Consider the following 24,534-nt stretch of genomic DNA (forward strand, 5'->3'; position numbering starts at 1 on the left):
CGCCCGCTCCTAGGCCCGGCGCCGCCGAGCGAGCACGAGCGGGTGGCCCCCGTCGCGGGAGAACACCGCCGCCCGACCTCCGGTCACCCACCACACGGGCTGGTCGCCGGCGAGGGTTGCCGGACCACCGTCCGGGAGGTCGGGGTCGGGGTCGGGAGGCTCACCCGGTTCGGTATCGGGTGTCGGCCACCAGGGCCCGCGAGTCGACCGCCAGACCGTGCCGTCAGGGGTGCGGAACAGCAGCGCGCCCCGCCCCGCCGTCACGTGGACGCGGACCGGCTGCCAGGAGCCCCGGCTGAGCAGGCGGTCGGCGCGCCACACTCCGCTGAGCGTCCAGACCGCCAGCGCCGGTGCGAACAGGACGCCGACGACGGCGACCACCGCCGGCCACGTGGTCCACGGCGGCTCGTACACCACGTCGTCGATCGTCAGGCGCGACGGGTCCGCGGGGTCGTACCAGACCACGACCGGGTCCCCGGCCTCGTACCCGTCGGCGTGGGCGCCCAGGTCGACCGGCCGCACCACGTCCTCTCCCGCGAGGTCGAACTCGACCAGGGCGCCGCCGTGACTGCTCCTGGAGTCCGGCTCCACCTGGACCACGGTCCCCTCGGCCCGCGCGCCGGCCAGTCGCAGTTCGCCGTCGGCCCTCGTCATCACGCCGATCAGGCCCAGGAAGACGATGGCGCAGACGACCCCCAGCGCGGTCGACGCCCACACGCTCCGGAACGCGCGCCGGAGTGCCGTCTCCGTCCGGTCGAGCGTCCGGGCCGGTGCCGCCGGCACCCCGGGAGGTACGAGCGGACCGACGGGCGGCCCCGCCACGCGCAGACGTGCCCGGCGGCGCGCCACCAGCCAGAGCCTGAGCCCGCCGGCGACCACGAGTGGCCCGGCGACGGCCGTCCACCCCGGGGCGAGCCACGCCGGGGTGGTCACCGCGGCTTCGGGGGCCGTCCAGTCGACGAGGACCGGCAGCGCGCTGCCGGGCGGCTCGCCGAAGCAGTCCGAGGCGACGCGGTGCGCCGTCCCGGCCGGGTCGGACCACGAGACCGTGCACGACCAGCCGTCGTGGTCGCGCTCCACGGTCGCCGTGGCGAGGTGGCTCGACAGCACCGCGAAGAGGAGGGGAGCCGACCACAGCCCCGCCAGTGCGAGGCAGCCGATCGCCCACCAGGTCCGGCCGGGCGGTCGGGGCGGGGGAGCGGTCGACGGCAGCACGGTGGGACATCGGCGCTGGAGCGCCGGTCCTGGAGCCGTGCGGTGGCTCAGTCGGCGGGCTCGTCCACCCAGTCGGGGCCGTTGACCTCACCGGGGCCGGCCAGGTCGGCGGCGTCGACGATCGTGTACGCGTAGCCCTGCTCGGCGAGGAAGCGCTGCCGGTGGGCGGCGTACTCGGCGTCGAGGGTGTCGCGGCTGACCACCGTGTAGAAGTGCGCCTGCCGTCCGTCGGCCTTGGGCCGCAGCACCCGGCCGAGCCGCTGCGCCTCCTCCTGCCGCGAGCCGAACGTCCCCGACACCTGGACGGCGACGGCCGCCTCGGGCAGGTCGATCGAGAAGTTGGCCACCTTGGAGACGACCAGGGTGTCGACCTCACCGCGCCGGAAGGCGTCGAAGAGCTTCTCCCGCTCGCGGTTGGTGGTCGAGCCCTGGATCACCGGCGCGTCCAGCGCCTGCCCGAGCTCCTCGAGCTGGTCGAGGTAGGCGCCGATGACCAGCTTCTGCTCGCCGGGGTGCCGCTCGAGCACCCGGCGGATGACCGGCAGCTTCGACGACGCCGTCGCCGCGATCCGGTACCGCTCCTCGGGCTCGGCGACCGCGTAGGTCATCCGCTCCTCGTCGTCGAGCGCCACCCGCACCTCAGTGCACTCGGCCGGTGCGATGTAGCCCTGGGACTCGATGTCCTTCCACGGCGCGTCGTAGCGCTTGGGGCCGATGAGGGAGAAGACGTCGTCCTCGCGGCCGTCCTCGCGCACCAGCGTCGCGGTCAGGCCCAGCCGGCGGCGCGACTGCAGGTCGGCGGTGAGCCGGAAGATCGGCGCGGGCAGCAGGTGCACCTCGTCGTAGACGATCAGGCCCCAGTCCTGCGCGTCGAACAGGTCCAGGTGCCGGTACTCGCCCTTCCGGCGCGTGGTCATCACCTGGTAGGTCGCGATGGTGACCGGGCGGATCTCCTTGCGCTCGCCCGAGTACTCGCCGATCTCCTCCTCGGTCAGCGACGTGCGCGCGATCAGCTCGCGCTTCCACTGCCGCCCCGAGACGGTGTTGGTCACCAGGATCAGCGTGGTCGCCTTGGCCTCGGCCATCGCCGCCGCGCCCACCAGCGTCTTGCCCGCACCGCAGGGCAGGACGACGACGCCCGAGCCGCCGGCCCAGAAGCCCTCGACGGCCTCCTGCTGGTAGTCGCGCAGGTGCCAGCCGTCCTGGGCCAACTCGATCGGGTGCGCCTGGCCGTCGACGTAGCCGGCGAGGTCCTCGGCCGGCCAGCCCACCTTGAGCAGCGCCTGCTTGAGCCGGCCGCGCTCGGAGGGGTGGACGACGACGGTGTCGGGGTCGATACGGGCGCCCAGCATCGGCGCCACCCGCTTGGAGCGGATGACCTCCTCGAGCACCGCGCGGTCGGTGCTGCTGAGCACCAGCCCGTGCACCGGGTTGTTGACCAGCGTCAGCCGGCCGAAGCGGTCCATGGTGTCGGCGACGTCGACCAGCAGCGCGTGCGGCACGGGGTAGCGCGAGTAGCGCACCAGCGCGTCGACGACCTGCTCGGCGTCGTGCCCGGCGGCGCGCGCGTTCCACAGCGCCAGCGGGGTCACCCGGTAGGTGTGCACATGCTCGGGGGAGCGCTCGAGCTCGGCGAACGGCGCGATGGCCGCCCGGCAGTCCCGCGCCTGCGGGTGGTCGACCTCGAGCAGCAGGGTCTTGTCCGACTGGACGATGAGGGGTCCGTCGTTCACGGGGATGGTGTCTCTCTCCGTCGCTGGGAGGTGCGGGGGCGCACGCGTGCACCCGGTCCACCGACGGTAACGCCGGGCGGGGACAGGTCCTTCCGCCCCGGCGGGAGCGCCGCGCACCGCCCGCCTCGGCACCATGAGGTCGTGACCGACGACACCGAGCGCGCGCGGCTCGCCGAGGGCTACCGCGCGTTCAGCGCGGAGTCCGCGACCGAGACGCCGCAGTGCTCGGCTGATCCCGGGCTCCGGCTCAGCCGGCGGCGTCCTCCTCGTCGGCCAGCGCCACCGAGGTGATCCGGTGCACCGCGAACGTGCGGTTCTCCTGGCGGCGCTCGTCCCAGCCCTGCAGGAAGCCGCCGGCGAGCGACACCGGCTGCACCACCCGCTGGCTGCCGCTGCCCTGCGCGTCGACGTAGCCCAGCCACACCGGCACGCCCTCGCGGATCGCGCGGGATAGCAGCTCCAGCGTGCCCGCGGTGGTCACCCCGGGCACCTGGCGCACCGGCGCGGCCGGGCGGGCGGCCAGCGCGGCGTCGCCGGCGCGGATCTCGCGGACCGTCGCCTCGGCCTCGGCGGGCGTGAGCGGCCGCCCGGCCGGCGACGGCGGCGGGCCGGGACGGCGGCCGGCGGCGCGCGGCCGCGCGGGCGGCCGGGTGAGCACCGCCCCGCCGGGCGACTCGCCGGCCGGGGCGTACCCCGCCGACCGCAGCACGGTGAGCACCTCGTCGGCGCCCAGCCCGCTGACCAGCACCCCCGGCGCCAGCCGGCGCAGCTCCGCGGACGCCGTCCGCCGGTCGCCGAGCACCTGGGAGAGCAGGCCGTGGTCGTCGGAGCGGACGTAGCTCTCGATCGAGCCCACCCGCAGCCGGCCGTGCTGGCGGGCGACGTCGTCGACGAGGTAGTCCAGCGCCTGCGGCACCGGCGTCCGCGAGGCGCGGGCGAAGAGGTCGTGCAGGTCGGTGGCCGACCAGCCGGCGTCCAGCGCGCGGCGCACCGAGGACTCCGACACCCGGAACACCGTCGCGCCGCCCGAGGACTCCACGTCGGCCACCACCGAGAGCGTGTCGGCCAGGCCGGCCACCAGCGGACCGGGCGCGACCAGCGTCAGGTCGGGCTGGGCGAGCACGTGGTCGACCGGCTCGGGCAGCAGCCCGGCCATCCCGTCGGCCGCGCCCTCCTCGCCGCGCGCGAGCAGGCCGCGCCCGCCCGAGGACAGCACCCCGCCGACGAGGACGCCGATCCGCCCGGCCTCGGCGAGCATGTCGGGCACCGGCGCCAGCCGGTCACCGCGCCGCGGCGTGCGCCACCGCAGCAGCGTGACCAGGTCGTCGGCCGCCAGGCCCCGGCCGGGCGGGGAGTCGGCCAGCACGGCCAGCGCGGAGCGCCGGATCGCCGGGGCGGTGTGCCGCACGAGGTCGGGGGAGAGCGCGTTGACCGCCTTGCCGGCGACGTCGCGCTGCCCCACCAGTGAGGGCAGCCGGGTGCTGTCCAGCCAGCCGGCGGCCAGCGTGGCCCACCGATCGGGCAGCGGCTGCTCGCGCCACAGGTCGTAGCCGCGGGTGGGCAGCCACTCGTCGCGGTGCGGGCCGCCGACGTCGAGCAGGCCGGCGGCGAAGGCCAGCTCCAGCAACCAGCCGGCGTCGTCCTCGGACACCGACAGCGACCGCGCCAGCCGCTTGCGGTCCCGGACGGCGACCCCGCCGCTGCGCAGCAGCCCGGCCGGCTCCTCCTCCAGCACCGCGAGCAGCTCGCCCACCCGGCCCACCGCCTCCAGCGCCGCGCCGGCGGCCTGCCGGTCGACGACGGCCGGGTCGCGCTCGACGGTGGCGGGCTCGGGCCGCAGCCGCGGCGGTCCGTAGGGCAGGTCGCCGCGCAGCAGCAGCCCGATCTCGCGCGGCAGCTCCACGTTGAGCGCGTCCACCCGGGCCAGCAGGCCGGCCTGCAGCAGCCGGCGCGCGGGGGAGGCGGCGCCGCCGCCGGTCTCGGGCAGGTGCCCCACCGGCCGGTCACCGGCCAGCCGCTCGAGGACCTCCCGCTCGGCCGGCGCGAGCGCGCCGACGGCGGCCGGCAGGTCGGCCGGCAGGGTCACCCGCAGGTCGGCGGCGCGCCGGCCCAGCCCGGCCGGGTGGCGGACGGCGCGGCGCACCTGGTCGGGGGCGTGCAGCACGTCCTCGCCCCACAGCAGCGCCCGGGTGGTCAGCCGCTCGACCGCCGCGTCGAGGACGTCCTCGGGCAGGCCCGGCAGCTCGCCGGCGAGCTCGGCGACCTCGACGCCGTCGGCAGGGGAGAGCAGGACGACGTCGAGCACCTGCAGGGTGGCCGCGTCGAGCTCGTCGAGCGCCCGGTCCACCGACACCGGCACGGCCAGCCGCCCGGCCAGCGCGACGACGTCGGAGGGCGCGGGCCGGGCCACGTCGGGGCGCGCCGCGAGCAGCGCCGCGAGCTGGGCGTCGCTGCGGGTGCGCAGCCACGCGGCCAGCGTGGCGGGGCGGTCGGCAGGCATCCGGTCAACGCTACGTCGGCCCCGGCCCGCGTGCCGCCGCGGTCCCCGGTCCGCCTGCCAGCATGGGAGGCGTGCACCCGGCCGCCGACGACCCGCACACCCGGACCGCGCTCGAGGGCTACCGGGCCGGCGCGCTGCGGTGGCTGGCCGGCGGGGTCATGGCCGTCGTGCTCGCGGTCCTGCTCGGGGCGGCCGCCGTCGGCGTCGCCGAGGACCGCGGCCGCCCGCTGCCGCTGGCCGGCACGGTCGTCGTCGTGCTGGTCGTCGGCGGCGTCGTCGCCGCGGGCGCCGGGCTCGGCGCGCTGCTGCGCGCGCTGCGCTGGCGCCGCGCGCTGGCCGCCGTCCCGTGGCAGCGGGGCCTGCTGCGCATCGCCGGCCCGGCGATCGTCGCCTTCGAGCCCGAGGGCTACGACGAGTGGGACCCCGACGACGAGCCGGTCCGGCTGCGGCTGGTGAGCACCTCGGTGTGGCGCACCCGCCAGGTGCAGGGGCTCGACGGCGGGGAGGTCCGCGCGGCACCGGTCGGGTCGCACCGGTGGGTGCTCACCGCCGAGGGCCTGCCCACCCTCTACGGCGCGCGCACCGCCCGCCGTCCCCGCTGACGCCGTGTCGCACGGGGCCTGGTGCGGGTAGGACGCCGGGCACGGGAAGATGGCACCCGACGCGCACCCCGGGTGCGCCCGAGCACGGAGGCGACATGGCCAAGCGCAAGGAGAAGCACGCCCACCTGGTGGAGCCCACCTGGGGCCAGTCGGAGGGTGCCGGCCCGCCGGTCACCGAGCTGCTCGGTGAGGTGGCCGGCCCGCTGTCGCCCTTCGGCGAGGACCACAGCTTCCCGTTGCCGGCCGACCGCATCCGCTACGCGCACCCCACTGACAAGCCCAACCGGGCCGGGGTCCAGCTCCCCGAGAACCGGCGCCGCTGAGCGCCCCCGCGCCGCCGTCCGGCCGTGGACGGCGGCGCGGGGCCCGGTCCGCTCAGGCGGGACCGCAGGGGACGACGAGCGCCCGGTGGTCCGACAGCGGCAGCCGCACCGCCTCGGCCTCGCCGGTGGCCACGACCTGCCCGCGGGCCAGCACGTGGTCGAGTTGCCGGGTGGGCTCGCCGGCCGGGAAGGTCGCCCCCGAGGCCAGCGACCGCAGCCCGCTGACCCGCTGTGCCTGGCGCGGTTCCATGTTGAGGTCGCCGAGCACCACCAGCGGCTCGCGGGTGCCGGTCAGCGAGCGCACCAGCCGGCGCAGCTGCACGGAGTTCCACCCCGGCACGAACGACAGGTGCGTGCACGCCACGGTGAACTGCCCGTCGGGGGCGTCGAGCACCGCGGCGACGGCGACCCGCGGCTCGTCGCCGACCAGCTTCGGCGCCCGGGCGCCGCGGAACCACACCGGGACCCGCCCGCGCAGCGCCGGCAGCCGCACCACCCGCCAGCTGACCACCGGGAAGCGCGACAGCAGCGCGATGCCGTAGCTGGCCGACCCCGGCTGCTCGTCGCCGGTCGCCGCCATCCACGTGCCGCCGGGGGTCCCCGCCAGCGCGGCGACGAACTGCGAGTCGACCGCGCCCATCGCCTCGGCGGCCACCGCGGTGAGGTCGGCGTTGCTCGAGCGCGGCTGGTCGCGGTCGACCTCCTGCAGCCCCAGGACGTCGGCGTCCAGCGTCTTCACCGCCGCGGCGAGCCGGTCGACGTCGACCCGGTCGTCCTCCGGAGAGCGCCCGTGCAGGATGTTGAAGGTCGCGATGCGCACGACGAGTGCCATGCCCGGGGTCGGGTAGCTGCACGCGCGTGATGCCCGACGACCGCGACGAGATCCGCGACCTGCTCAAGCGCACCGCCGTGGCCCTCAAGGAGGGCGGTGTCCCGTTCGCCCTGTGCGGCGGCTACGCCGCCTGGGTGCGCGGGGCGCCCGAGCCCGACCACGACGCCGACTTCCTCGTCCCCGCCGCGGAGTCCGAGCGCGCCGTCAAGGTCCTGCACGACGCCGGGCTGACGGTCGAGGACCCCGCCGAGGACTGGCTGACCAAGGTCGTGCAGGGCAACTCGTTCGTCGACGTCCTGTGGCGCACCTGCGGCCACCCGGTGGAGAGCGACCTCATCGACCGGGCCGAGGACAAGCCGGTGCTGTCGGTGCACATGCCCGTGCTGGCGGCCACCGACATCCTGACCACCAAGCTGATGGCGCTCGACGAGCACTACTGCGACTTCTCCCGGCTGCTGCCGGTGGCGCGGGCGCTGCGCGAGCAGGTCGACTGGGACACCGTGCGCCGCGAGGTGGCCGAGAACGACTTCGCCGTCGTCTTCCTCGACCTGCTCGGCCGCCTCGGCGTCGTCGAGTCGCTCGCCCGCGACTGACCCCCAAGGGGGGGGCGGGCACGGGACCGGTCCTCCCGGAAACCCCTCCGCCGGGGTGACGGCGATGACTAACCTGGGGCGCGACAGCGGCCGACGGGTGCCGCACCCGTCCCCCGGCCGCGCGCCGGGGCCGCCCACGGACGACGACTGAGGGATCAACGTGCCCACCGGCAAGGTCAAGTGGTTCAACCCCGAGAAGGGCTTCGGTTTCCTGGCCCGCGAGGACGGTCCCGACGTCTTCGTGCACAAGGACGCCCTGCCGTCGGGCACCACCGAGCTCAAGCCGGGCCAGCGGGTCGAGTTCGGCATCGTCGCCGGTCGCCGCGGTGACCAGGCGCTGCAGGTCCGCGTGCTCGACCCGCTGCCGTCGGTGGCGGCCAAGGTCGCCGAGCGGCACCGCAAGAAGCCCGACGAGCTCGTCCCGATCATCGAGGACCTCATCCGGCTGCTCGACGACGTCTCCACCTCGCTGCGGCGCGGCCGGCACCCCGACCGCGCCGAGTCGCGCAAGGTCGCGGCGGTGCTGCGGGCGGTCGCCGGCGACCTGGAGGCCTAGGAGGTCAGCCGGCGGGGCTGGCGGGGGCCGACGTCGGCGTCGGCTCGGTGCCGAGGTCGCCACCGGCCCGCAGGAAGCCGATCGGCCACGAGCCGGTGAGCAGGCACTCGCCGTGCCGGTCCTCGACGACGACGAGGTAGAACGCGGTCGGCACGACGTCGGAGCTGTTGATCCCGTCGAACGTCGTCGTCCCCGGTTCGACGTCGACCTCGCCGATCCGCTCCTCGAGGCGCTCGTCGAAGACCTGCACGCCCCAGCCGTTGCGCGCGACCTCCTCGGGCACGGTCAGCGCGATCGGGGTGTCGGGGGAGACCTCGACGACGGGCGGGGTCACCTGGTAGCGCTGCCCCTGGCCCTCGGCGCAGTACTGGGTGGGGCGGGCGGTGACCTCCTGCGGCCCGGCGGTCACCGTCACCTCCGGCGGTGGCGCCGACGCGTCGTCCCCGCACCCGGCCAGGGCGGCCGCCAGCACCCCGGCCAGCAGCGCGCCGGTGGTCCTCGTCGTCCTCACCGGCGGCGGACCTCCGGCACGGTCGGTGCGTCCGGGACGGTCGGGGCGTCCGGCACGGGGACGGGCACGGTCGGGGCGGCCGGGTCCACCGGCACCCAGGCGCGGCGGCGCGGCGTCCACAGCACCAGGCCGACGGCGAGCACCAGCAGCGCCGCGGCGACGGTGAAGCCCAGCCAGCCGATCGGCGGCAGCGCGATGCCGATGGCGCCGCCGAGCACCCAGGCCAGCTGCAGCACCGTCTCCGAGCGGGCGAAGGCCGAGGCGCGCAGCCCCTCGGGCACCTCGCGCTGGATGATCGCGTCGAGCGCCGACTTGCCCAGCGCGTTGGCCACCGCGGCCACGCCGGCCACCGCGGCCGCCGTCGCGAGGCCGAAGAACACCGCCGCCAGCACGGTGACCGCGGCGGCCGCCCCGGCCGACCAGACGACGACCCGGTCGGGGTCGGCGGCGTGCAGCCGCGAGCCGATGCCGGTGCCCAGCACGCTGCCCGCACCGGCCGCCCCGGCGATCGCGCCCAGGGCCAGGGTCGCCTCCCACCCGGTGACGGTGGCCTGCACGAGGAACGCGGAGAAGATGGTGAGGAACCCGCCGAGGCCGCGCAGCGCCGCGTTCGCCCGCAGCGCCAGCACCACGTGCGGGTTGACCGGCCGCCGCCGGCGGCCCGGCTGCGGCAGCGGACCGGTGCTCAGGACGTCGGCCGGCTGCTCGCCCGTGGGGACGTCGACGTGCCGGGGCAGCCGCACCGCCCACACACCGGCGACGACGAAGACGGCGGCCGTGGCCCACAGCAGCCCGCGGAAGCCGGCCGCCCAGGCGACCCCGGCGCCGAGGCCGCCGAAGACCCCCGCGGTGACCAGCCCGAAGACCGACAGCCGCGCGTTGGCCGACGTCAGCGACATGGCCCGGGGCAGCACCCGCGGGACGACGGCGGCGCGCAGCACGTTGTGCGCCTTGGACAGCACCAGCACGCCGAGGGCCGCCGGGTAGAGCCACAGGTCGGCGAAGTGCGCGGCCATCACCAGCGCCAGGGCGGCGCGGCCGAACGACGCCGCGCCCAGCGCCCAGCGGCGGCCGCGCTGCAGCCGGTCGAGCAGCGGGCCGATCACCGGCGCCACGATCGCGAACGGCGCCATGGTGACCAGCAGGTAGAGCGCGACGTTGCCGCGCTGGGCGTCGGTGGTGGCGGCGAAGAACAGGGTACCGGCCAGCGAGACGGCGATCATCGCGTCGCCGGCCATGTGCAGGGCGTTGACCCACAGCAGGTGGGTCAGGCCGCTCTCCGCGGCGCCGTCGGCACGGCTCGCCGCCCGGACGCGGGCGACCGTGGCGCCGGTCAGCTCGCGGGTGCGCGCCACCGCGACCCGGGTGACGGTCACCCTCGGCTGCGGCGGGGGAGGGGCGGCGCCGGGCTGCGCGGGGACCGTCGGCAGGTCGAGCGGGGTGGTGTCCACGCGGTCGGTCGCGTCCGGGCCCGGCGGCACGGGGACCGGTCCCCGGCGCAGGAGTCCCCGGCGGGACCCGGGCGGACGCGAGGACGGCACGCCCCCATCGTGCCGCACCTGCCTGGACGCGGGCTGTGCCCGCGGTCCCGGCCGCCGCGGGCATCGGCGACAATGGCCGCGTGCACCCCGACTCCGCCGACGGCGACGTGCTGCCCGCCGCGGTCGACCTCGCCCGCGCCGCGGCCGAGGAGACCGCGGGTGACCCCACCCTGGTCGGCGAGCACCTCGGCGCCACCGCCGAGCCGCTCGGTGCCCCCGGCGAGGGCGTGCCCGCCGGGGCGCTCGGCCAGGTGCTCACCCACTCCTTCGCCAGCCGGCAGCCTGGCTACGTCGGCTGGTACTGGGCGGTCACCCTCGCCCGCGTCCCGGGCACCGACGAGGTGACCGTCGACGAGGTCGTGCTGCTGCCCGGGGACGCCGCGCTGCTGGCCCCCGCCTGGGTGCCCTGGCACGAGCGGCTGCGGCCCGGCGACCTCTCCGTCGGCGACGTGCTGCCGGCCACCGAGGACGACCCGCGGCTGGTGCCCGCCTACACCGCCGACGACGACGCCGCGGCCGACCCGGAGGCGCAGGCCCTGGCCACCGAGCTCGGGCTGGGCCGCGAGCGGGTGATGTCGGCGGAGGGCCGCGCCGCCGCGGCCGCGCGCTGGCTGGCCGGCGACCACGGGCCGCGGTCGGCCATGGCCCGGCAGGCGCCGGGCCCGTGCGGCACCTGCGGCTTCTTCCTGCCGCTGGCCGGGTCGCTCCGCGGCCTGCTCGGCGCCTGCGGCAACGAGTACTCCCCGGCCGACGGCCGCGTCGTCGCCGTCGACTACGGCTGCGGCGCACACAGCCAGGCCACCCTGGCCACCGGCGAGCCGGCCGAGGTCGTGACGTCGGCCCGCTACGACACCGCGGACTTCGACGTCCTGTCCGACTAGCTAGTCCCTGCGACCCAGTTGGCCCTGGGCCCGCATGATGCCCAGGCCCACACCGGGCAGCAGGATCCCCGCGACGCAGGTCCAGGTCCACACCCGGTCCACCCGGTCGCCGAGCAGCAGCAGGACGACCAGCGCGAGTGCCCACAGCGCGGTGCCGGCCAGGACCACGCGGACGGTGTCGACGCGCAGCGGAGGCGGGGCCTGCTTGAGCGGGGCGGGCACGGGCCGACCCTAGGCGCTCCCGTCGCGCGACCGGCACGGGGCCGACACGCGCGTGTGGCACGCTGTCGCCGCTCGTCGCCCGGTAGCCGCAGTCCGCAGGAGCCCCCATGCCCGAGAAGTCCCGTCCCTCCGGCGGTGCGCGCGCCGCCGCCCGCGCCGGCGACACGCCCGCCGACGTGGCGGCCGCGCCGGCGCCGCGGCGCAGCGAGGGACCGCGGGTGCGGCCGCGCAACGGCCTGGACCGCTACTTCTCGATCAGCGCCCGCCGCAGCACCGTCGGCCGCGAGGTGCGCGGTGGCCTGACCACCTTCTTCACGATGGCCTACATCGTGGTGCTCAACCCGATCATCCTGTCGACCGCCGACGTCACCGGGGAGACGCTGCCCTTCGCCGGCGTCGCCGCCGTCACCGCCCTGGTGGCCGGGGCGCTGACCGTCCTCATGGGCGTGGTCGGCCGCTACCCCTTCGCGCTGGCCACCGGGCTCGGCATCAACGCGATCGTCGCGGTCTTCGCCGCCACCCAGCTGTCCTGGCCGGAGATCATGGGCCTGGTCGTGCTCGAGGGCCTGCTCATCACCGTGCTGGTGCTCACCGGGTTCCGGCGCGCGGTGTTCGAGGCCATCCCGCCGCAGCTGAAGACGGCGATCGCGGTCGGCATCGGCTTCTTCCTCACCATCATCGGGCTGGCCGACGCCGGGGTCATCCGCCCGGGCGCGCCGCTGATCAGCTTCGGCGTCAACGGCCAGCTCGCCGGGTGGCCGCTGCTGGTCTTCGTCATCGGGCTGCTGCTGACCGCCGTCCTCGTCGTCCGGAAGGTGCGCGGCGCGCTGCTCATCGGCATCGTCGCCTCGACCCTGCTGGCGATCGTCGTCGAGGAGATCGCCGACGTCGGCGTCCGCGCGCCCGACGGGTCCAACCCGCGCGGCTGGGCGCTGCAGCTGCCCCGCTGGCCCGACGAGGTGGTCAGCGCCCCCGACCTGTCGATCATGGGGCAGTTCTCGCTGTTCGGCGGGTTCGAGCGGATCGGCGTGGTCGCCGCGCTGCTCATCGTGTTCTCGATCATGATCGCCGACTTCTTCGACACGGTCGGCACGGTCACCGCCGTGGGCGCCGAGGGCGGCCTGCTCGACGAGAAGCGCAACCTCCCCGGCTCGCAGCCGGTGCTGCTGGTCGACTCGGTGGCCGCCGCCGCGGGTGGCGCGGCCAGCATCTCGTCCAACACCACCTACGTGGAGAGCGCCGCCGGCGTGGCCGACGGCGCCCGCACCGGGCTGGCCAGCGTGGTCACCGGCGTGCTGTTCCTGCTCGCGATGTTCTTCACCCCGCTGGTGCAGATCGTGCCGTCCGAGGCCGCCGCGCCGGCGCTGGTGGTCGTGGGCGCGCTCATGATCAGCCAGATCCGCACGCTGGAGTGGGACGACATGTCGCTGGTCATCCCGGCCTTCCTGACCATCGCGCTGATGCCGTTCACCTACTCGATCACCAACGGCATCGGCGCCGGGGTGGTCAGCTGGGTCCTGCTGCGGACGGCGGTCGGCCGGTGGCGCGACGTGCACCCGCTGATGTGGGTCATCGCCGTCGCCTTCGTCGTCTACTTCGCGCTGGAGCCGCTCCAGCAACTGTTCTGAGGACGGCTAACGGTCCGGGTACGCTGACCGCCGTGACCCGGTCGACGCTGGACACCGCGGCACTGGCCCACGACCTCCGGCTGGCGGTCATGCGGTTCTCCCGGCGGCTGCGCAACCAGCGGGTCGACACCTCGGTCACCCTCACCCACCTCGCGGCGCTGTCCACCCTCAAGCGGCACGGGGCGATGAGCCCCGGCGAGCTGGCCGCGCACGAGCGGGTGCAGCCGCCGTCGATGACCCGCGTCGTCGTCGCGCTCGAGGCGATGGGGCTGGTCACCCGCAGCCCGCACCCGACCGACGGCCGGCAGGTGGTCATCGAGCTCACCCCCGCCGCCGAGGACCTGCTCGGCGAGGAGGCCCGGGCCCGCGAGGCGTGGCTGTCCAGCCAGCTGCAGCGGCTCACCCCCGAGCAGCGCGCCACCCTCCGCGAGGCCGCGCTGATCATGGAGGAGCTCGCCGGTGGGTGACGTCCACGGCCGCTGACACCACCCCGGCCGCGACCGCGCCCCCGGCCGGTGGCCGGGGCCCCTTCCGGTCGCTGCGGGTGCACAACTTCCGGCTCTACGCCTCCGCCAACCTGGTCAGCCTCACCGGCACGTGGATGCAGCGCATCGGCCAGGACTGGCTGGTGCTGCAGCTCTCCGGCGACAACGGCGTCGCCCTGGGCCTGACCACCGCGCTGCAGTTCGGCCCCACGCTCGTGCTCGGCATGTACGGCGGGGTGCTGGCCGACCGCTACGACAAGCGCCGCGTCCTCGTCGTCACCCAGGCGCTCATGGGACTGCTGGCGGTCGTGCTCGGCGTCCTGGTGGCCACCGGGACGGTGGCGATCTGGCACGTGTTCGTGCTGGCGGCGGCGCTGGGCTCGGTCTCGGCGATCGACGCCCCGGTGCGCCAGGCGTTCGTCTCGGAGATGGTCGGCGGCGACCTGCTGCCCAACGCCGTGGGGCTCAACTCGACGATCTTCAACGGTGCCCGGCTGGTCGGGCCGTCGCTGGCCGGGCTGCTCATCGGCGCCTCGGGCGGGGACACCGCGCCCGCGTTCCTCGTCAACGCCGCCAGCTTCGCGTTCACCATCGGCGCGCTGCTGCTCATGCGGCCCGGGGAGCTCGACCGCAGCCCCCCGGTGGCCCGCGGCCGCGGCCAGCTGCGCGCGGGTCTGGCCTACACCTGGGCGCACCCCGACCTGGTGCTGGCGATGGTGCTCGCCTTCGTCATCGGCACCTTCGGCTTCAACTACCAGGTGACCATCGCGCTCATGGCCCGCGAGGTCTTCGACCTGGGCGCGGAGGCCTTCGGGCTGCTGTCGACGACGTTCGCGATCGGCTCGCTCACCGGCGCGTTCCTCTCCACCCGGCGCAGCACGCGGCCGAGCCAGCGCTTCCTCGTCGGCTCGGCGGTGGTCTTCGGCCTGCTGACCGTCGCCTGCGGGCTGGCGCCCGGCTACACCGCCTTCGCCGTCCTGCTGGTGCCCGCGGGCGCGTCCGCACTGCTGTTCAGCGTGGCCAACAACAGCTTCGTGCAGCTGGGCACCGACCCCCAGGTGCGCGGGCGGGTGATGGCGCTGTACTTCACCTGCTTCATGGGCGGCACCCCGCTGGGCGCGCCGCTGATCGGCTGGGTGTCGGAGCACCTGGGCGCCCCCTGGGGGTTCGTCCTCGGCGGGCTGGTCGTCGTGCTGGCCGGCGTCGCCGCCGGCCTGGTGCTGGCCCGCCGGCGGCGCACCGCCCGGGCCTGACCGGGGCGCCTGGCGGACGGCGGCGCACCGTCGTACCGTCACGGCCACCGTCCCCATGGCTCGACGGAGCGCCATGACCGAGGCACTGCTGCAACTGCTCGCGATCACCGGCATGCTCGTGGGCAGCTTCGCCGCGATGGGCGTGGCCTTCCGGCTGTTCTCCGGCCAGCTGCAGATGGACCTGCGCGCGCGCCGCACGGTCCGGCGGCGGGCCCGGGGGCTCGACCCTCCGCCCGAGCCCGTGCACCGCCCGGTCGAGCAGGTCGCCGCCGACCTGCGCCGGCTCGCCGCCCAGCTCGACCGGGTCCCGGCAGGGTCCCCGGCGGTGCGCCGGCGCGGCTTCCAGGCCGCCTACGACGACGTCCTCACCGAGGCGGCCGGCCAGCTCGCCGTCCCGCACGGCCTGGCCACCCTGCCGCCCGGCCCGGCGCGCGACGTCGAGCGGCTGCGGCTGGAGACCGCGCTGGCCGGGGCCGGCCTGGTGCTGCGCTGAGCGAGCCGGCGGCGCTGCGGCTGTTCGTGTCGGTGGCGCCGCCCGCCGGGGCGCGCGCCGACCTCGCCGCCGCCCTGGCGCCGCTGCGCGACGTCCCCGGCGCGCCCCGGTGGGGCGACCCCGCCCGCTGGCACCTGACGCTGCTGTTCCTGGGCGCCGTCCCGCCGGCGCTGCTGCCCGGGCTGACCGCGGCGGTGGGGGAGGCGGTCGCCCGGACGCCGCCGGTGGTGCTGCGGCTGGCCGGCGCCGGGCGGTTCGGCCCACCGCGGCGGCCGCAGGTGTGCTGGGCCGGGCTCGACGGCGACGTCGCCGTCCTCACCGCGCTGGCCGGCCGGCTCGCCGACGCCGCCCGGTCGCTGGGCCTGCCGGTGGAGGACCGGCCGTTCCGGCCCCACGTCACGCTCGGCCGCTGGCCGCCCCGCCGGCCGGCCGACGGCGACCTGCCCGACCGGCTGGCCGGCTACCGGGGGCCGGCGTGGCCGCTGCGCGAGGTGGCCCTGGTGCGCAGCACCGCCGGCCGGCACGAGCCGCTCACCGTCTGGCACCTCACGGAGTGAGTCGCGCCGAGGAGCGGGGGCCGGAGGCCTCCGCGATCGAGGAGCGGGACGGGCTCCGCGCAGGCCGGGGACCGCACGTGGCTGCGGTGCGATCCGGAGGATCGCGATGTCATCGCTACCACGCGTACTCCTCGGGCGCGGTGCGGTAGCCGGGGAAGACCTCGTCGAGCCGGTCGAGCTGCGCCTGCTCCAGCCGCACGTCCAGCGCCGACAGCGACCCCTCGAACTGCTCCAGGGTGCGCGGCCCGACGATCGGCGCGGTCACGCCGTCCTGGTGCAGCAGCCAGGCGAGGGCGACGTCGGCCGGCGCCAGGCCCCAGTCGCGGCAGGAGTCCTCGTAGGCCTGCAGCGCCGGGCGGTGCTGCTCGATCCGCGCCCGGTTGCGTTCCAGGTGGCGCCGGTCGCCCTCCTGGTCGCCGAGGACGCCGGCGAGCAGGCCCTGCGCCAGCGGGCTCCACGGGATCACCCCGATGCCGTACCGCCGCGCCGCGGGCAGCACCTCGAGCTCCACGTGCCGGGTGAGCAGGTTGTAGTGCGACTGCTCGCTCACCAGGCCCAGGGAGCCGCGGCGGGCGGCGGCCTCGTTGGCCGCGACCAGGTGCCAGGCGGCGTGGTTGGAGGACCCGACGTAGACCACCTTGCCCTGCGCGACCAGCGTCTCGCAGGCCTGCCAGACCTCGTCCCACGGGGTGGCGAGGTCGACGTGGTGGAACTGGTAGAGGTCGATCCAGTCGGTCTGCAGGCGGCGCAGCGACGCGTCGGCCGAGCGCACCAGGTTGCGGGCGGACAGGAACGTGTCGTTGGGCCAGTCGCTCATCGACCCGTACACCTTGGTGGCCAGGACGGTGCGCTCCCGGCGGCCGCCGCCCTGGGCGAACCAGGTGCCGAGCACCTCCTCGGTGCGGCCCTTGCCGGCCTCGAAGCCGTAGACGTTGGCGGTGTCGAAGAAGTTGACGCCCGCCTCGTGCGCCCGGTCCATGACCGCGTGCGCGTCGCCCTCCTCGGTCTTCCAGCCGAAGTTCATGGTGCCCAGGCAGAGGCGGGAGACCGACAGGCCGCTGCGTCCGAGGTGCGTGTACTCCACGTCGAGGGAGCCTGGCACCCTGGCCGCCGTGCCGCAGACCGAGACCGGACCGTCCGCCTTCGACCGCGCCACCGCGGTCACCCGCACCGAGGGCGGCGGCCTGCGGGCCCGCCTGGACCCCGGCTGGGACGTGGGCAACGGCGTCCTCAACGGCGGCTACCTGCTCGCCGTCGTCGCGCGGGCGGCGCTGGCCGACAGCCCGCACCCGCACCCGGTGGCGCTCTCGGCGAGCTACCTGCGCGCCACCCCGGGCGGGCCGGCCGACCTGGCGGTCACGCCGGGCCCGGCGGGGCGGACGCTGGCGCACTCGACGGTGCTGCTCAGCGGTGCCGCCGGTCCGTCGCTGTCGGTCCAGGTGACGACGGCGACGCTGGGCGCCGGCCCGACCGAGCACAGCGTCAACCCCGCGCCGGAGCTGCCCGCTCCGGACGGGTGCGTGGCCACCCGCACCGCCGAGGGCGGCCCGGCCGTGGGGCTGGCCCGGCAGCTCGACACCCGCCTGGACCCGGCGACGGCGGGGTGGGTGGTCGGCCGGCCCTCCGACCAGCGGGTGCTGCGGGCCTGGATCCGGCTGGCCGACGGCCGCGCCCCCGACCCGCTGGCGCTGCTGCTGTTCGCCGACGCCCTGCCGCCCACCGCGTTCGCCGTCGGGAAGCCGGGCTGGGCGCCCACGGTGCAGCTGCAGGTGCTGGTGCGGGCGCTGCCGGCGCCGGGCTGGTGCCTGCTCGAGTCGCGCTCCACCGAGGTGACCGGCGGCTGGTCCGACGAGGAGTGCCGCATCTGGGACGCCACCGGCCGGCTCGTGGCCCAGGCCCGCCAGCTCGCCCGGGTGGCGCGCTAGCCGGGGAGGACCACCTCGCCGGTGAGGTAGCGCTGCACGGTGGGGGCGACCGCCGCGACCAGCTGCTCCGGGGGTGCCGACGCCAGCGGCTCCACGCGCAGCACGTAGCGGATCATCACCACCCCGATCAGCTGCGAGGCGACCAGTGCCCCGCGCGCCTCGGCCTCGGCCGGCGGCAGGTCCAGGGTGCCCACCACGCGGCGCAGCACCCGCGCGACGAGGAACTCACGCAGCAGCCGCGCCGTCCACTCGCTGCCCAGGGCCGAGCGCACGAGGGCCAGGCCCGCCGGGCGGGCCGGGCCGTCCCACACCCGCAGCAGCATCCGCACGATGTTCTCGCCGAGCCGGTCCGGGCCCTCGGCGAGGATCTCGGGGAGCACCTGCGCCGGGTCGACGGGTGCCTCCACCGCGGCCAGGAAGAGCTTGTCCTTGGTGCCGAAGTAGTGGTGCACCAGGGCGGGGTCGACGCCCGCCGCGGTGGCGATCGCCCGGATCGAGGCCCCGTCGTACCCGCGCTCGGCGAACGCCGCGCGGGCGGCGGAGAGCACCGCCGCCCGCGTGCCGGGGTTGCCGGGGCGCCGCCCGGTCCGCCGTGCCGTCGTCAGCTGGTCCTCCTCCGCAGGGTCGCCGCCGCCAGGGCGAGGGCGAGCACGGCGGCGCCGGCCACGATGCCGACGTCGGTCCACATCGTGCCGGTCTCCGCGGCCGAGCGCCCGACCTCCTGCAGGGCCTCCACGGCGTAGGTCAGCGGCAGCACGTCGCTGATCGCCTGCAGCCAGCCGGCCATCTGCTCGCGCGGCACCAGCAGCCCGCAGAGGAAGAACTGGGGCAGCACGATCACCGGCATGAACTGCACCGCCTGGAACTCGCTGCGGGCGAACGCGCTGGCCAGCAGCCCCAGGGCCACGCCGAGGACGGCGTTGGCGACGGCGATGAGGACGACCAGCCACACGGAGCCGGCGATGTCGAGGTCGTAGAGGGTGGTGGCCACCGTGACCGTGACGACCGCCTGCGCCGCCGCGGCCAGGCCGAAGGCGGCGCCGTAGCCGAGCAGCAGGTCCAGCCGGGACAGCGGGGTGGTCAGCAACCGCTCGAGCGTGCCCGAGGTGCGTTCCCGCAGCATCGCGATGCTGGTGACCAGGAACATCACCACGAACGGGAAGATCCCCAGCATCGTCAGCCCGACCCGGTCGAACGTGCTCGGCTGCCCCGGCAGGGACGGCACGTCCTTCCACAGCAGGTACAGCAGCCCGAGCAGCAGGCTGGGCAGCAGCACCATCATCGCGATGGTGCGGTGGTCGTGGCGCAGCTGCCGCAGCACCCGGGCGGTGGTGGCGCCGGTGAGCCGGGGGCTCAGCACGGTGGTCACGGTGCTCACGCCGCCACCTCCTGCTGCTGGGCCCGCACCAGGCGGAGGAAGGACTCCTCGAGGTCGTCGGTGCCCGACTCGGCGCGCAGCTGCGCGGGGGTGGAGTCGGCCAGCAGCCGGCCCTCCCGCAGCAGCAGCAGCCGGTCGCAGCGGCCGGCCTCGTCCATGACGTGGCTGGAGACGACCAGCGTGGTGCCGGCCGCGGCCAGCGCGTGGAAGCGCTCCCACAGCTCCACCCGGAGCACCGGGTCCAGGCCCACCGTCGGCTCGTCGAGGACGAGCAGCTCGGGCTCGCCCACCAGCGCGCAGGCCAGCGAGGCCCGGCCGCGCTGGCCGCCGGAGAGGTCGGCGACCAGCTGCCCGGCGGCGTCGGTCAGGCCCACGGCCGCCAGGGCGTCGTCGGCCGCCCGGGTGCCGCGGCCGTACAGCGCGGCGAAGTGGCGGGCGTTCTCCCGCACGGTGAGGTCGGGGTAGACGCTCGGCGCCTGGGTCACGTAGCCCACGCGCGAGCGCAGCCCGGGGCTGCCCGCCGGCTCGCCGAGCACGGTGACCGTGCCCGAGCGGACCTGCTGCACGCCCACCAGCGCGCGCATCAGGGTCGTCTTCCCGCTGCCGCTGGGGCCGAGCAGGCCGGTGACCCGGCCCGCCGGCACGGCGCAGGACAACCCGGGGATCACCCGGCGGTGCCCCCGGTCGACGACCAGGTCGGTGACGGTGACGGCGTCGGTCATGGCGGCCTCCCGAGGACGAGAACTCAACGCCTGATGAACTCAACGGTAGATGAGTTGTCAACGGGGTCGTTGGTCCCTGCCTGCGGTCAGCCGTGGCGGCGGGCGACGGCGTCGAGGGCGGCGATGACGAGGAAGGGCAGCGCCGCCCACAGCGCCAGGACGACGACGGCGCGCGGCACGCCGCCGCCGGCGAAGTAGACCGCGTCGCGCAGCCCCTGGACGGCCACGCCCGAGGGCAGCACCGAGGCCAGCGGGGCCGCCCACCCCGGCAGGTACTCCGCGGGGTCGCTGCCGGTGCTGGTGGCCGCGCCGAGGATGAGCAGCACCGCGGTGGCCGCGAAGGTGCCCACGCCGCCGAGCAGCCGCAGGGTCAGCGCGGCGAAGGCGCCGGAGGCGAGCGCCAGCAGGGCCACCAGGCCGCCGACGGTCCACGCCGACCCCGGCACCGCGTCGAAGACCGCCACGCTCAGCAGGGCCCCGGTGGCACCGGCCGCGGCCGCGAACAGCCCCGAGCTGGCCAGCCGCAGCCGCAGCGCGAGCTGCGGCGCCACCTGGTAGCTGGTGATCCCGAACAGGAAGCCGCCGAGCACGACAGCGAAGGCCGTGTGGTCCAGCGCCCGCCCGCGGCTGTCCTGCGCGGTCAGCGGCACCACGTCGGTGACCGCCAGCTGCTGCCCGGCCTGCCGGGCGACCGGGGCGAAGGCGCCGGTGAGCGTCTCGGTCACCCCCTGGCCGTGGGCGCCGGCGGTGAGCAGCTGCGGTGCCGGGCCGTCGAGCACCAGGGCGCCGCGGACCTCGTCGCGGCGCACCGCCTGCTCGGCCGCGGCGGCGTCGGGCAGCGCCACCAGGCGCAGCGCGCCGGGCTGGGTCTGCGAGAGCTGGGCGCGGACCCGGTCGACCTGGTCGGCGGTGCCCACGACGCCGACCGGCAGGTCGCGGGGCGTCGCGGTGGTGGAGATCGACAGCTGGACGACCAGGTAGAGGCAGCCCACCAGCACCGCGACCAGGGCGGGCAGGACGATGCCGCGCAGCCCCGCCTTGGCCGGCGAGCCGTCGGAGCGCTCCCGCTCGGCCGTCTGGTCGGCCGGGCCGGGAGGAGGCGCGAGCCCGCCCGGCATCAGCGGCTCTGCTCGGCGCCGAGCGCGGTGCCGAGCAGGTGGCCGGAGGTCCAGGCGCTCTCCACCTTCGACGGCGCCCGCCAGCCGTCGCCGCACGCGCCGATGCCGTCGACGCGGCCGAAGGGCTCCTCCCGGGGGTCGGCGGGCCGGGCGAAGGTCCAGCGGTGCACGTGCGTCCAGGCCGGTGCCGCGTCGATGCCGAGCACCCGCCGCACGGCCGCGGCGACCGCGGGCGCGGCGGCGTCGGGGTCGGCCAGGTGCGCCGCGGCGGTGTCGCCGGTGGTGTGCGCCACCAGGACCGGTGCGCCGTCGCCGCGCCGGTCGCCGTCGTCGGCCACCCACTCGAGCACCGGGTCGTCGTGCACGAAGGCGCCGTGCAGGTCGGCCGGCCAGCGCCGCTCGTCCCAGCCGAGCGCGACGGCGAGGCTGGGCTGCCACTCGCGCTCGCCGAGCAGCCGGTCGGCGAGGTCGTCGGGCAGCAGCCGGCGGGCCTGCGGGTCGGGCAGGGCCAGCACGACGGCGGGCACGTCCTCGCCGTCCACCCGCGGACCGGCCTCGACCCGGGAGACCGCGCGCTCCTGGACGACGTCGAGGCCCTCGGCCAGGTCGGCCACCAGCGACCGCAGCCCGCCGGGAGCGGCGTAGCGCACCGGGCCGCTGGTGGTGCGCTCGACGCCGTCCGGGCCGGCGACGGCGAAGGTGTCGGTCCAGGGCCGGGCCAGTCCGCGGGAGACCCAGTCGGCGACCACCGCGGTGAAGGGGGAGTCGTCGGCGGCGGTCAGGTAGGAGGCGCCGAGGTCGGTGACCCGGCCGGACAGGGTGCGGGAGGCCATCCGTCCCCCGGGGCGGCGACCGCGGTCGAGGACCCGCACGGGGACGCCGGCCGCGGTGAGCGCGCGGGCGCAGGCCACGCCCGCGATGCCGGCACCGACGACGACGGTCGAGTTGGACACCACTGGATCCTGCGGGCAGGGCGCCGCCGGCGCTCGGGGAGGATCGGGTCGTGCCCGCCCCGATCCCCGTCACCGACGTCACCGACGAGCGGGTCGCGGACTTCCGCGACCTGCACGCCGGCGACCGGCCGGCCGGGCGGCCGCGGGGGAGCGGTCCGGTGGTCGTGGAGGGCGTGCCGGCGGTGCAGCGGCTGCTCGCCTCGCCCTACCGGGTGCGCGCGGTGCTCGGCGTCCCCGGGCGGCTGGCGCAGCTCGACCTGCCCGAGGGCGTGCCGGCGTACGAGATGGACAGGTGGGCGCTGTCGGAGCTCATCGGCTTCCGGCTCACCCGCGGGGTGCTGGCCTCCGCCGACCGCCGCCCGCCGGCCGGCGTGGACGCGCTGCTGGCCGGGCCCGACCCGGCCACGCCGCGGCGGCTGGCGGTGCTGGAGGCGCTCAACGACGCCGAGAACCTCGGCTCGATCGCCCGCTCGGCGGTGGCCCTCGGCGTCGACGGCCTGCTGCTCGACCCCCGCTGCGCCGACCCGCTCTACCGGCGGGCGGTGCGGGTGTCGATGGGTCACGTGCTGGCACTGCCGTTCGCCGTCCTGGCCGACTGGCCCGGCGGGCTCGACCTGCTGCACGACGCCGGCTACCTCACCGTCGCGCTCACCCCGGCCGCCGACGCCGTCGACCTCGCCGACGTCGACCCCCGCGCGCACCCGCGGACGGCGGTGCTGCTGGGCGCCGAGGGGCCCGGCCTCACGCCGGAGGCCCAGGCGGCGGCCCGGGTGCGCGCCCGGATCCCCATGCGGGCCGGTGTCGACTCCCTGGGCGTCGCGGCCGCCGCCGCGGTCGCCTTCGCGACGCTGCGCTAGTCGCGGCGGGGCCGTCGCGTCAGTGGCGCAGGGACCAGCGGGCGAGGATGGCGCGGGCCTGCTCGGCCTGCGGCGGAGCGCACACCACCTCGTACCGGCTGGCGACGACCTGCGAGACGCTGGTGAAGTCGCGCTGGCCCCGGGTGGCCGCGTAGCCCATGGCACCGAACAATGCGCCGAAGAGCAGGCCGATCAGCAGGCCGGTCAGCACCGAGCTGATCCAGCTGGTGCCGCTGGGCGCGAAGATGCCGAGCAGCAGGCCGACGAACAGACCCCACCAGGCGCCGCTGGCCGCGCCGGCGCCGATCGCCCGGCCCCAGGTCAGCCGGCCGGTCACCCGCTCGACCATCCGCAGGTCCGACCCGATGATCGTCACGTTCTCGACCGGGAACTTCTCGTCGGACAGGTGGTCCACCGCGGCCTGCGCCTGCTGGTAGCTGTCGAACGTCCCCACCTGGACGCCGCCCAGCGGCATCGACACCGACATCGGCATGTCTCGCTCCACTCCCGCGCGTGCTCGTGCGTTCGCAGGAGGGGTACCCGCGCCACCCGGTGGGACACGTCCGGTCGGTCACACCCGCGGCGGTCGGTGGTGGCGGCTCAGTGGTTGCGGCGGACCCCGAAGACGATGTCCTCCCAGGCCGGGACGCGGGCGCGGGGGTCCTCGTCCTCGGTCTCGCCGGGGCGCAGCACGACGGTGTCGTGCTCGGAGACGTCCTCGTCGGGCGGGGGCGTGGCGCGCCGGGCGGTGGCCGGCTCGGCGGGCGGGCCACCGCGCTCGGGGGTCGGCGCGCGCTCGGCGACGGCGCGGTCGGGGGCCGCGGCCCGGTCCGGGACGGCGGCGCTGCGGTGCAGCGGCAGACCCGGGCGCTCGGCCGGGACGCCGGGGACGACGCGCACCAGGCGGGTGCCCTCGGCGAAGTCGCGGGTGGCGGCGTCGAGCGGGCTGACCGTGCGGGCCGGCAGGTCGTAGACCCAGGCGGTGGTGCCCTCCTTGGCGCCGGCCTGCCAGGCGGCGCTGACCACCCACGTGCCGTCCTCGGCCCGGGCGGCGTCCCAGCGGACGGCGTCGAGGTCGGCGCCGAGCAGCCGCAGCCGCTCGGCGAGGAACTGCTGCAGGGCGACGCCGGGCGTCCCCTCCGACAGCCGCACCCGGGCCTCGCGCGCCTGCTCGGCGATCCGCGAGCGCTCCTGCAGCACCGGGTGGGCGAAGCGCATGATCCGCTCGACCCGGGTGCCCGAGGCCGCGGCCACCTGCTCCGGCGTCTCGCCGGCGCGGATGCGCTGCTGGATCACCCGGGGCGACAGCGCGCTGTCGACCTCGATCTGGCCCAGCCGCCGGGTGTCACCGCGGGCGGCCGCGCGCAGCCGGTCGTCGACCGGCAGGGCGAAGCGCTCCTCCTCGCCGTCGGCCGTCTCGAGGGCGAGCAGCACGCTGCGGCCGTCGTCGGACAGGCCCACGAGGCGCAGGGTGCGCACGGCGACCTCCTCGGACGGGCTCGCGACGGCGGGCGGGACGGGACCGGCCCGGGGGACACCGGACCACGCGCGAGGCTATCCGCGCGCACCGGGGGCGCGCTGCACGCCGCGCCGGGTAGTGGGCGGAAGGGGCGCGCAGGGCGGCGCCGGGTGCTGCGGGGACGGCGGCGGCCGCTC

Annotated in this window: 27 protein-coding genes; 12 read left to right on the forward strand and 15 right to left on the reverse strand. The window is 76.7% G+C overall.

The window, feature by feature from the left end; all coding sequences use genetic code 11:
• Window positions 1-9 precede the first annotated feature (9 nt).
• From BLQ97_RS07585 to BLQ97_RS07595, 3 genes are all read right to left on the reverse strand, one after another.
• Window positions 10-1,215: a DUF3592 domain-containing protein gene (locus BLQ97_RS07585; protein WP_091364841.1), complete on the reverse strand. Its 1,206-nt coding sequence runs from the start codon at window positions 1,213-1,215 to the stop codon at window positions 10-12.
• A gap of 47 nt (window positions 1,216-1,262) precedes the next feature.
• Entirely contained in the window at window positions 1,263-2,948 is a 1,686-nt protein-coding gene (locus BLQ97_RS07590; RefSeq protein WP_091364843.1) for a DNA repair helicase XPB, read from the reverse strand.
• Window positions 2,949-3,195: 247 nt separating this feature from the next.
• Entirely contained in the window at window positions 3,196-5,448 is a 2,253-nt protein-coding gene (locus tag BLQ97_RS07595) for a helicase C-terminal domain-containing protein (protein WP_091364845.1), read from the reverse strand.
• Window positions 5,449-5,519: 71 nt separating this feature from the next.
• On the opposite strand from BLQ97_RS07595, the gene BLQ97_RS07600 reads away from it, so the two are divergent.
• Window positions 5,520-6,050, forward strand: coding sequence for a hypothetical protein (locus BLQ97_RS07600; RefSeq protein ID WP_091364847.1), 531 nt, complete (start codon window positions 5,520-5,522; stop codon window positions 6,048-6,050).
• Window positions 6,051-6,145: 95 nt separating this feature from the next.
• Entirely contained in the window at window positions 6,146-6,373 is a 228-nt protein-coding gene (locus BLQ97_RS07605; RefSeq protein WP_091364849.1) for a hypothetical protein, read from the forward strand.
• A gap of 52 nt (window positions 6,374-6,425) precedes the next feature.
• On the opposite strand, the gene BLQ97_RS07610 is transcribed toward BLQ97_RS07605, so the two are convergent.
• Window positions 6,426-7,205 (reverse strand): endonuclease/exonuclease/phosphatase family protein, encoded by a 780-nt coding sequence (locus BLQ97_RS07610; protein ID WP_245691949.1) that lies wholly within the window; start codon window positions 7,203-7,205, stop codon window positions 6,426-6,428.
• Between the two features lie 29 nt (window positions 7,206-7,234).
• On the opposite strand from BLQ97_RS07610, the gene BLQ97_RS07615 reads away from it, so the two are divergent.
• Both BLQ97_RS07615 and BLQ97_RS24395 read left to right on the forward strand, forming a co-directional pair.
• On the forward strand, window positions 7,235-7,798 hold the full coding sequence (locus BLQ97_RS07615) for a nucleotidyltransferase family protein (RefSeq protein ID WP_091365755.1): 564 nt from the start codon (window positions 7,235-7,237) through the stop codon (window positions 7,796-7,798).
• Window positions 7,799-7,958: 160 nt separating this feature from the next.
• The gene (locus tag BLQ97_RS24395; protein ID WP_091364851.1) at window positions 7,959-8,354 is read left to right on the forward strand and encodes a cold-shock protein; all 396 of its coding nucleotides are present in this window, start codon (window positions 7,959-7,961) and stop codon (window positions 8,352-8,354) included.
• Window positions 8,355-8,358: 4 nt separating this feature from the next.
• Here the strand turns inward: BLQ97_RS24395 and BLQ97_RS07625 are convergent, their stop codons facing one another.
• Together BLQ97_RS07625 and BLQ97_RS07630 are read right to left on the reverse strand one after the other, a co-directional pair.
• Entirely contained in the window at window positions 8,359-8,865 is a 507-nt protein-coding gene (locus BLQ97_RS07625; RefSeq protein WP_091364853.1) for a DUF2771 family protein, read from the reverse strand.
• Entirely contained in the window at window positions 8,862-10,316 is a 1,455-nt protein-coding gene (locus BLQ97_RS07630) for an MFS transporter (RefSeq protein WP_245691950.1), read from the reverse strand. The genes BLQ97_RS07625 and BLQ97_RS07630 overlap by 4 nt, the downstream gene beginning before the upstream one ends.
• A gap of 170 nt (window positions 10,317-10,486) precedes the next feature.
• Between BLQ97_RS07630 and BLQ97_RS07635 the strand changes: the two genes are divergently transcribed.
• Window positions 10,487-11,287 carry a DUF3027 domain-containing protein gene (locus BLQ97_RS07635; protein WP_091365756.1) on the forward strand — a complete coding sequence of 267 codons (801 nt, stop codon included), beginning with the start codon at window positions 10,487-10,489 and terminating at the stop codon, window positions 11,285-11,287.
• Here the strand turns inward: BLQ97_RS07635 and BLQ97_RS07640 are convergent, their stop codons facing one another.
• Window positions 11,288-11,509 carry a DUF2530 domain-containing protein gene (locus BLQ97_RS07640; RefSeq protein ID WP_091364857.1) on the reverse strand — a complete coding sequence of 74 codons (222 nt, stop codon included), beginning with the start codon at window positions 11,507-11,509 and terminating at the stop codon, window positions 11,288-11,290.
• A 107-nt stretch (window positions 11,510-11,616) separates the two neighbouring features.
• On the opposite strand from BLQ97_RS07640, the gene BLQ97_RS07645 reads away from it, so the two are divergent.
• The 5 genes from BLQ97_RS07645 to thpR all read left to right on the forward strand — a co-directional run bounded on the left by BLQ97_RS07645 (window position 11,617) and on the right by thpR (window position 15,925).
• The gene (locus BLQ97_RS07645) at window positions 11,617-13,137 is read left to right on the forward strand and encodes an NCS2 family permease (RefSeq protein WP_091364859.1); all 1,521 of its coding nucleotides are present in this window, start codon (window positions 11,617-11,619) and stop codon (window positions 13,135-13,137) included.
• A 32-nt stretch (window positions 13,138-13,169) separates the two neighbouring features.
• A complete protein-coding gene (locus tag BLQ97_RS07650; protein ID WP_175471635.1) occupies window positions 13,170-13,604 on the forward strand; it encodes a MarR family winged helix-turn-helix transcriptional regulator in 435 nt (144 codons plus the stop codon).
• The gene (locus BLQ97_RS07655; protein ID WP_091364861.1) at window positions 13,601-14,875 is read left to right on the forward strand and encodes an MFS transporter; all 1,275 of its coding nucleotides are present in this window, start codon (window positions 13,601-13,603) and stop codon (window positions 14,873-14,875) included. Before BLQ97_RS07650 ends, BLQ97_RS07655 begins: the two co-directional genes overlap by 4 nt.
• A 73-nt stretch (window positions 14,876-14,948) precedes the next feature.
• Window positions 14,949-15,368, forward strand: a complete 420-nt coding sequence (locus tag BLQ97_RS07660; RefSeq protein ID WP_091364863.1) for a hypothetical protein — start codon at window positions 14,949-14,951, stop codon at window positions 15,366-15,368.
• A 26-nt stretch (window positions 15,369-15,394) separates the two neighbouring features.
• Entirely contained in the window at window positions 15,395-15,925 is a 531-nt protein-coding gene (thpR, locus tag BLQ97_RS07665) for an RNA 2',3'-cyclic phosphodiesterase (RefSeq protein ID WP_281181383.1), read from the forward strand.
• 115 nt (window positions 15,926-16,040) lie between these two features.
• Here the strand turns inward: thpR and BLQ97_RS07670 are convergent, their stop codons facing one another.
• Window positions 16,041-17,009 carry an aldo/keto reductase gene (locus BLQ97_RS07670; protein ID WP_091365758.1) on the reverse strand — a complete coding sequence of 323 codons (969 nt, stop codon included), beginning with the start codon at window positions 17,007-17,009 and terminating at the stop codon, window positions 16,041-16,043.
• A gap of 28 nt (window positions 17,010-17,037) precedes the next feature.
• Here BLQ97_RS07670 and BLQ97_RS07675 point away from each other — a divergent pair, with 28 nt between their 5' ends.
• Window positions 17,038-17,850 carry a thioesterase family protein gene (locus tag BLQ97_RS07675; protein ID WP_091364867.1) on the forward strand — a complete coding sequence of 271 codons (813 nt, stop codon included), beginning with the start codon at window positions 17,038-17,040 and terminating at the stop codon, window positions 17,848-17,850.
• Here BLQ97_RS07675 and BLQ97_RS07680 read toward each other — a convergent pair.
• From BLQ97_RS07680 to BLQ97_RS07700, 5 genes are all read right to left on the reverse strand, one after another.
• On the reverse strand, window positions 17,847-18,398 hold the full coding sequence (locus BLQ97_RS07680; RefSeq protein ID WP_091364869.1) for a TetR/AcrR family transcriptional regulator: 552 nt from the start codon (window positions 18,396-18,398) through the stop codon (window positions 17,847-17,849). The genes BLQ97_RS07675 and BLQ97_RS07680 overlap by 4 nt on opposite strands.
• A gap of 53 nt (window positions 18,399-18,451) precedes the next feature.
• The gene (locus BLQ97_RS07685) at window positions 18,452-19,228 is read right to left on the reverse strand and encodes an ABC transporter permease (RefSeq protein WP_245691952.1); all 777 of its coding nucleotides are present in this window, start codon (window positions 19,226-19,228) and stop codon (window positions 18,452-18,454) included.
• Entirely contained in the window at window positions 19,225-19,950 is a 726-nt protein-coding gene (locus BLQ97_RS07690; protein WP_091364871.1) for an ABC transporter ATP-binding protein, read from the reverse strand. Before BLQ97_RS07690 ends, BLQ97_RS07685 begins: the two co-directional genes overlap by 4 nt.
• Before the next feature lie 86 nt (window positions 19,951-20,036).
• A complete protein-coding gene (locus BLQ97_RS07695) occupies window positions 20,037-21,068 on the reverse strand; it encodes an ABC-2 transporter permease (RefSeq protein ID WP_091364873.1) in 1,032 nt (343 codons plus the stop codon).
• Complete coding sequence (locus BLQ97_RS07700; protein ID WP_245691953.1) at window positions 21,068-22,021, reverse strand: NAD(P)/FAD-dependent oxidoreductase; 954 nt, start codon at window positions 22,019-22,021, stop codon at window positions 21,068-21,070. The genes BLQ97_RS07695 and BLQ97_RS07700 overlap by 1 nt, the downstream gene beginning before the upstream one ends.
• A gap of 284 nt (window positions 22,022-22,305) precedes the next feature.
• Between BLQ97_RS07700 and BLQ97_RS07705 the strand changes: the two genes are divergently transcribed.
• Window positions 22,306-22,878: a TrmH family RNA methyltransferase gene (locus BLQ97_RS07705; RefSeq protein WP_425402612.1), complete on the forward strand. Its 573-nt coding sequence runs from the start codon at window positions 22,306-22,308 to the stop codon at window positions 22,876-22,878.
• 19 nt (window positions 22,879-22,897) lie between these two features.
• Here the strand turns inward: BLQ97_RS07705 and BLQ97_RS07710 are convergent, their stop codons facing one another.
• Together BLQ97_RS07710 and sepH are read right to left on the reverse strand one after the other, a co-directional pair.
• On the reverse strand, window positions 22,898-23,371 hold the full coding sequence (locus BLQ97_RS07710) for a YflT domain-containing protein (RefSeq protein WP_091364879.1): 474 nt from the start codon (window positions 23,369-23,371) through the stop codon (window positions 22,898-22,900).
• A gap of 107 nt (window positions 23,372-23,478) precedes the next feature.
• Window positions 23,479-24,357 (reverse strand): septation protein SepH, encoded by an 879-nt coding sequence (sepH, locus tag BLQ97_RS07715; protein ID WP_091364881.1) that lies wholly within the window; start codon window positions 24,355-24,357, stop codon window positions 23,479-23,481.
• Between the last annotated feature and the right edge of the window lie 177 nt (window positions 24,358-24,534).

Origin of the sequence: Geodermatophilus telluris (genome assembly GCF_900102745.1) — a bacterium.
In the GTDB taxonomy this organism is placed as follows: domain Bacteria; phylum Actinomycetota; class Actinomycetes; order Mycobacteriales; family Geodermatophilaceae; genus Geodermatophilus; species Geodermatophilus telluris.